This is a genomic window from Acidovorax delafieldii 2AN (assembly GCF_000175235.1).
Taxonomy (GTDB): domain Bacteria; phylum Pseudomonadota; class Gammaproteobacteria; order Burkholderiales; family Burkholderiaceae_C; genus Acidovorax; species Acidovorax delafieldii_B.
In genome coordinates this window covers 1-6,174 of the sequence record NZ_ACQT01000215.1, presented here as the reverse complement: position 1 = coordinate 6,174, position 6,174 = coordinate 1, and the positions used below count along the sequence as shown (strand labels likewise).

General features: G+C 66.0%; 5 protein-coding genes and 1 tRNA gene. 3 read left to right on the top strand and 3 right to left on the bottom strand.

The window, feature by feature from the left end; all coding sequences use genetic code 11:
* The 3 genes from ACDELDRAFT_RS18030 to ACDELDRAFT_RS18020 all read left to right on the top strand — a co-directional run.
* Positions 1-359 (top strand): pyridoxal-phosphate dependent enzyme (locus ACDELDRAFT_RS18030; protein WP_005799421.1); only part of this gene is annotated, 359 nt, incomplete at its 5' end.
* Positions 360-574: 215 nt separating this feature from the next.
* Positions 575-1,903, top strand: coding sequence for a serine--tRNA ligase (serS, locus tag ACDELDRAFT_RS18025; RefSeq protein ID WP_040329868.1), 1,329 nt, complete (start codon positions 575-577; stop codon positions 1,901-1,903).
* A 33-nt stretch (positions 1,904-1,936) separates the two neighbouring features.
* Positions 1,937-2,026, top strand: a tRNA-Ser gene (locus ACDELDRAFT_RS18020).
* A gap of 132 nt (positions 2,027-2,158) precedes the next feature.
* Here ACDELDRAFT_RS18020 and ACDELDRAFT_RS18015 read toward each other — a convergent pair.
* The 3 genes from ACDELDRAFT_RS18015 to ACDELDRAFT_RS18005 all read right to left on the bottom strand — a co-directional run bounded on the left by ACDELDRAFT_RS18015 (position 2,159) and on the right by ACDELDRAFT_RS18005 (position 6,100).
* Positions 2,159-3,193, bottom strand: a complete 1,035-nt coding sequence (locus tag ACDELDRAFT_RS18015; RefSeq protein WP_005799419.1) for a formylglycine-generating enzyme family protein — start codon at positions 3,191-3,193, stop codon at positions 2,159-2,161.
* A 713-nt stretch (positions 3,194-3,906) separates the two neighbouring features.
* Positions 3,907-5,211, bottom strand: a complete 1,305-nt coding sequence (locus tag ACDELDRAFT_RS18010; RefSeq protein WP_005799418.1) for a tryptophan--tRNA ligase — start codon at positions 5,209-5,211, stop codon at positions 3,907-3,909.
* Between the two features lie 220 nt (positions 5,212-5,431).
* A complete protein-coding gene (locus ACDELDRAFT_RS18005; RefSeq protein WP_005799417.1) occupies positions 5,432-6,100 on the bottom strand; it encodes a site-2 protease family protein in 669 nt (222 codons plus the stop codon).
* Positions 6,101-6,174: the final 74 nt, after the last annotated feature.

Sequence of the window (6,174 nt, the reverse complement as noted above, 5' to 3'; positions counted from 1 at the left end):
GGGCCCATGTGGTGGCGCTGGAGCCCGAACGCGCGCCCACCCTGCACGCGGCGCGCGCCGCAGGCGAGCCGGTGGATGTGGACGTGGGTGGTGTGGCCGCTGATTCATTGGGTGCCCGCCGCGTCGGCGCCATTGGCTGGGACATAAGCCAGCGCCATGTGCACGATGCGCTGCTGCTGCCCGACGAAGCCATCCGCGCCGCCCAGTTGTGGCTGTGGAAAGAGCTGAAACTGGCTGTGGAGCCTGCCGCCGCACTGGGCCTGGCAGCACTGCAGACCGGCGCCTACCGGCCCGAGCCGCAGGAAACCGTGGCGCTGATCCTGTGCGGCGCCAACTTTGATCCGGCCAGCCTGGGGTGACGCACTCGAGCTGCCTGGCGCCGTAGCCCCGCGAAGGTGCGAGGGGCGGTCACAGAACGGCTTTTCACGGGGTTGTGCGGTCCCGGCCGCAGCGCCACCCGTGCCGCTGGGGCGCCTGCGGCCGTTGCCACCACGCAAAGTCCTCACCACCGCGCCGGGACATCTCGCTCCCCGGCGAGGGCGCGATGCGAGCCGGGGGACCTAAAATCCTCTCCATGCTTGACATTCTTCTCCTCCGCAAAGATCTCGATACCGCCATCGCGCGCCTCGAAACCCGCAAAAAGCCCCAGGCCTTCCTGAACGTGGAAGCCTTCCAGGCGCTGGAATCCGAGCGCAAGACGCTGCAGACCCGCACGGAGGAGCTGCAGGCCCAGCGCAACCAGCTGTCCAAGCAGGTCGGCATGCTCATGAGCCGGGGCGACAAGGACGGCGCCGAAGCCGCCAAGGCCCAGGTGGCGGCGGGCAAGGCCGAACTGGAACAATCCGCCGCCCGCCTGGAGCAGATCCAGGCCGAGCTGCAGGCCATGCTGGTGGCCGTGCCTAATCTGCCGCACGAATCCGTGCCCGTGGGCAGCGACGAGGCCGGCAATGTGGAAGTGCGCCGCTGGAGTCCTGACGGCAAAGGCCCGCGCACCTTCGATTTCGAGGTGAAGGACCACGTGGACGTGGGCACGCCGCTGGGCCTCGATTTCGACATGGGCGTCAAGCTCTCGGGCTCGCGCTTCACGGTAATGAAGGGCCAGATCGCACGCCTGCACCGCGCGCTCAGCCAGTTCATGCTCGATGTGCAGACGCAAGAGCACGGCTACACCGAGTGCTACGTGCCCTACGCTGTGAATGCTGACTCGCTCAAGGGCACCGGCCAACTGCCCAAGTTCGAAGGCGACCTGTTTGCCGCGAAGAAGGGCGGCCAGGATGGCGAGCCCGTGCCTGACAACGCAGCCCTGTACCTCATCCCCACCAGCGAAGTGCCCCTGACCAACTTTGTGCGCGACGTGGTGGTGGCTGAAGACCAACTGCCCATCAAGCTCACCGCCCACACACCGTGCTTCCGCTCTGAAGCTGGCAGCTACGGCCGCGACACGCGCGGCATGATCCGCCAGCACCAGTTCGACAAGGTCGAGATGGTGCAGATCGTGCACCCCGAAAAGAGCTATGAAACGCTGGAAGAAATGACCCGCCACGCCGAGGCCGTGCTGCAAAAGCTTGGCCTGCCCTACCGCGTGATGAGCCTGTGCACGGGTGACATGGGTTTTGGCGCCGCCAAGACCTACGACCTGGAAGTGTGGCTGCCTGCGCAGAACACCTACCGCGAGATCAGCTCGGTGAGCAACTGCGAAGCCTTCCAGGCCCGCCGCCTGCAAGCACGCTTCAAGAACGCGCAGGGCAAAAACGAACTGCTGCACACCCTGAACGGCTCGGGCTTGGCCGTGGGCCGCACCCTGGTGGCCGTGCTGGAGAATTACCAGCAGGCGGACGGCAGCGTGACCGTGCCAGAGGTGTTGCGTCCCTATCTGGGCGGGATTGCTGTTTTGAAGCCCTGAAAACCTTGCTATACTCGCAGGCTTCGACACACAGGAGAGGTGGCAGAGTGGTCGAATGTACCTGACTCGAAATCAGGCGTAGTGGCAACACTACCGTGGGTTCGAATCCCACCCTCTCCGCCAAATGAAACCCTAAGTGATTGATTTCACTTGGGGTTTTTCTTTTGGCGGTTGCGTAGCTGTGCTGCTTCTAGTTTTCCTAAATGGTGGGGCAAAACGCTAAGAGGCTGGCGGCCCTGCAGTCTTTGGACTCGATCATTTGATGGGCTTCACCGGGCCGGCACCGGTTTCGATTGGAACGCTCAACGATTCGCGCGGAACATCGCGTATTCCATCTTCCTCGTCCGTTTCGCGCACCAGGCGCATGCCGACAAGGGTGTAGCGCGTTTGGGGGCTGTTCCAGTTGCGAAAGGCGCAGCGGGCGTAGAACGCCCAGGTGTGCCACGACCCGCCGCGGCGCACGCGTACGCTGCCCTCGGCGGGGCCTTGCGGGTCTGATGGGGGGGATTGCGCGTAGTAGGTGTCGCTGTGCCAGTCGGAGACCCACTCCCAGGCGTTGCCCAGCATGTCGTATAGGCCAAAAGCGTTGGGGGCAAAACGACCCACGGGTGCGGTGAAGGCGTAACCGTCGTTGCCCGGCAGAGCGTGCTGCTGCCAGCGGGGCCAGTAGGGCGCGGCGGCCTGGTCGAAGACGTTCGCCTCGCTTACCAAGCCGGCCGGCGCGTCGCCGTGGGGATAGCGGGTGCGGGTGCCGGCCCGACAGGCGTATTCCCACTCGGCCTCGGTGGGCAGGCGGTAGCGGTGGCCTTCGGTGCGGCTGAGCCATGCGGCCAGGGCCTGGGCATCGTTCCAGGTGACGTTCACGACGGGGTGGTCGTCGCCTTGCACGAAGCCCGGGTTGCGCCAGGAGTAGCGTGGGTTGCGCCCTTCGAAGGCGTCGCCCCGGGCGGTGGTGGCCGGGTCGTAATCGGGGTTGTAGCCGTATCCGCCGGTGCCGTCGGCCTCTGATTCCGGGCGGTAGCCAGATGCTTCGATGAACCGCCGGAACTGCCCCACGGTGACTTCGTGCTGCCCCAGATAAAAGGCGCGTCGGATGTGCACCCGGTGCACCGGGGCCTCGTCGCCGAGCAGGGTGAAGCGCTTTGGCTCCAGCCGGGGAAACGCTTGCGCCAGCGTTTGCGCGGACTCGTCGCTGCCCATCCAGAAACTGCCGGCGGGCACCCTCACGAACGGCATGCCCAGTGAATTGGTCCAGACGCTGGGTGCCGCGGGCGTGGGGGGCGCAGCCATGGCGCTGCCTGCCGAAGTCAGGGCACAGAGCAGTGCGAAAAATCGTCGAAGCATGGGCGTGGCTGCGGCGCGAGGGGAAAGTGGGTGCAAGGGCTGCACCTTGGGCGGGGTTTGCAAACCATTGTGGCAGTCGGCGTCCACGGGCGGTAGAGGGGAAACGAAGGGGCGCTACCGCGCAAAGCCATGCCATCCCATGGTTGGTGGCGCTGCAGAGCTCGGCTCGTGAAGACTTGGCAATTCGCCCTGATCGGGCACCGCGCACCAGCTGGCGGGCGAGGGGTGGTCGGCGCCACGCCGCAGAGACGGCTCCCCGTGTCAATGGACTGGGACCTGTGCGTGACACTTGATTGGGGTTGCGAATGCGGCGCGGTCTGCCTGCGGCACGGCACCCGCAGTGGCAGTGGGACCTGGTTGTGGAAGGGACGCGCGCCACGAATTGACTGTGGGCGACGGCCAAGGAAAAGGTGCTATCGCTGAACTATGCTGGTCCGTTGGAGACGCGGCTCGCCACCCGTGCCAGGATGTGCCTGCCAGGTGATCGGCAGCCGCCCGTCAATTGTCCTGGGCAGGCGCTTTCACCCACACCGTCTTCTGGCGGCGCCAAAGAAAAAGACCTCGGACGGAGGTCTTTTTTGGGCCATTTGGCCTGGGGCGCTTTCCTGGTGCGCGCGATCAGCTATTGAATCAATAGCGTCTGCACCCGTATGCCAGGATCACACGTTGGCTGCTTCCGCCAGCTGCTGCAGGGCTGAGGCCACCTCTTGCTGCAGCACGCCGTCCACGGGCGCCAGCTGGCCCGCCAGGGCGGCCAGGGCGCCTTCGCCCTGTTGTTGCAGGCTGGCGATGGCCTGGCCGGCCTCTTTGGGTGCGGCGAAGCCCGTGCTTTGTAGCAGCAGGCGGCCGTCAGCGGCGACGAGCTTGAAATAGAACCGGCCGTCGCTTTCGCGGTATTGCTTGAAGCTGGGCAGGGCGGCCTTGGCGGCCTTGGCGGCCTTGGGTGTTGCGGCGCCTTGCGACAGGCTGCGCAGGCCCACGGCAGAGCGCAGTGAGCGCACGAACGGCGTGGCGATCTGGCGCGCGCGTTCGGCGCCCGCCAGCAGGGTCTGCTCGATCTTCTCGGGGTGGGCGATCAGGTCTTCGTAGCGCTCGCGCATGGGTGCCACGTCGCGGTCGATGCGCTCGAACAACATCTGCTTGGCATCTCCCCAGGCAATGCCTTCTGCATACAGCTTGCGCAGCGCCTCGGTTTCTTCGGGCGTGGCAAAGGCCTGGTAGATCTGGAACAGGGCCGAGCCTTCCACCTCCTTGGGCTCGCCGGGCGCGCGCGAGTCGGTGAGGATGCCGCCGATCAGCTTGCGCAGTTGTTCGCGCGAGGAGAACAGCGGGATCGTGTTGTCGTAGCTCTTGCTCATCTTGCGGCCGTCCAGCCCCGGCAGCGTGGCCACATGCTCGTCCACGGCTGCTTCGGGCAGCGTGAAGTGTTCGCCATACAGGTGGTTGAAGCTGGCTGCCATATCGCGCGCCATCTCGATGTGCTGGATCTGGTCGCGGCCCACGGGCACCTTGTGGGCGTTGAAGATCAGGATGTCGGCGCCCATGAGCACGGGGTACATGAAGAGGCCCGCGGTCACGCCGTCGTCCTGCTCGCGGCCTGCGGCGGCGTTCTTGTCCTGCGCGGCCTTGTAGGCGTGGGCGCGGTTGAGCAGGCCCTTGCCGGTCACGCAGGTGAGCAGCCATGTCAGCTCGGTGGTCTCGGGAATGTCGGACTGGCGATAGAACGTGACCTTCTCGGGGTCCAGCCCTGCGGCCAGCCAGCTGGCGGCGATCTCCAGCGTGGAGCGCTGGATGCGTGCCGGGTCTTCGCACTTGATGAGCGCGTGGTAGTCGGCCAGAAAGTAGAAGCTCTGCACACCGGGCCGCAGGCTGGCCGCCACCGAGGGACGGATGGAGCCCACGAAGTTGCCCAGGTGGGGCGTGCCCGTGGTGGTGATGCCGGTGAGAAAGCGCGTGGTGCTCATGGAAACGGTGTCAACAGGAAAGAATGAGAAAGTGCCAACGGGTTCGGCACGGAGATGCGTAGCAAACGCGGCCCCTGGAACTGGCGCTGCCCCGGCCAATGCTCCCGCGCAGGAGCCGCCAAGCCGCGCTTGCGGTGCTTCGCTTGCGTGCGCTTCCGCACTGCATCGCGCAGCGAGGCAAGAGCGGGCGAGGGCGCCAAAAGGCGACTCAGGGGGCGTTTCATCTCAGCAGCGCGGTGAGCGGTGTGAGCAGCAGGTTGATGAGGGTGTAGCCCAGGCCCATCAGCGGGCGCAGCCACAGCGAGCCCACCACGCCGGCAATCACCAGGCCCATCACGATGAAAAAGCCCCAGGGCTCGATGCGAGACACCATGTGCGCCTGCCGCCACGGCAACAGGCCCACCAGGATGCGCCCGCCGTCGAGCGGCGGCAGCGGAAACAGGTTGAAGGCCCACATCACCAGGTTCACCAGCACGCCGGCGCGCGCCATTTCGATGAAGAAGCGCTCGTCCACGCCAGCCCCCACCAGGGCCACCAGCACAATGGCCCACAGCAAGGCCTGAAGAAAGTTGGAGGCCGGGCCTGCCAGCGCCACCCACACCATGTGGCGCTTGGGATTGCGCAGGTTGCCGAAGTTCACCGGCACCGGCTTGGCATAGCCGAAGAGGAAGGCGCCCGAGGTGGCGAAATACAGCAGCAGCGGCATCAGGATGGTGCCGACCGGGTCGATGTGCTTGAGCGGGTTGAGCGTGATGCGCCCCAGCATGTAGGCGGTGTTGTCGCCGAAGTGGCGGGCCGCGTAGCCATGGGCCGCCTCGTGCACGGTGATGGCGAACAGCACCGGCAGGGCGTAGATCAGAACGGTTTGGATGAGGTTGGAGATGTCCACTGCGGGATTGTCTCAGACGCAGGGCGCTTGGCGGGCCGCAGGGGCTTGGCCGGCGCGCACCGGGCCGCGGGCGT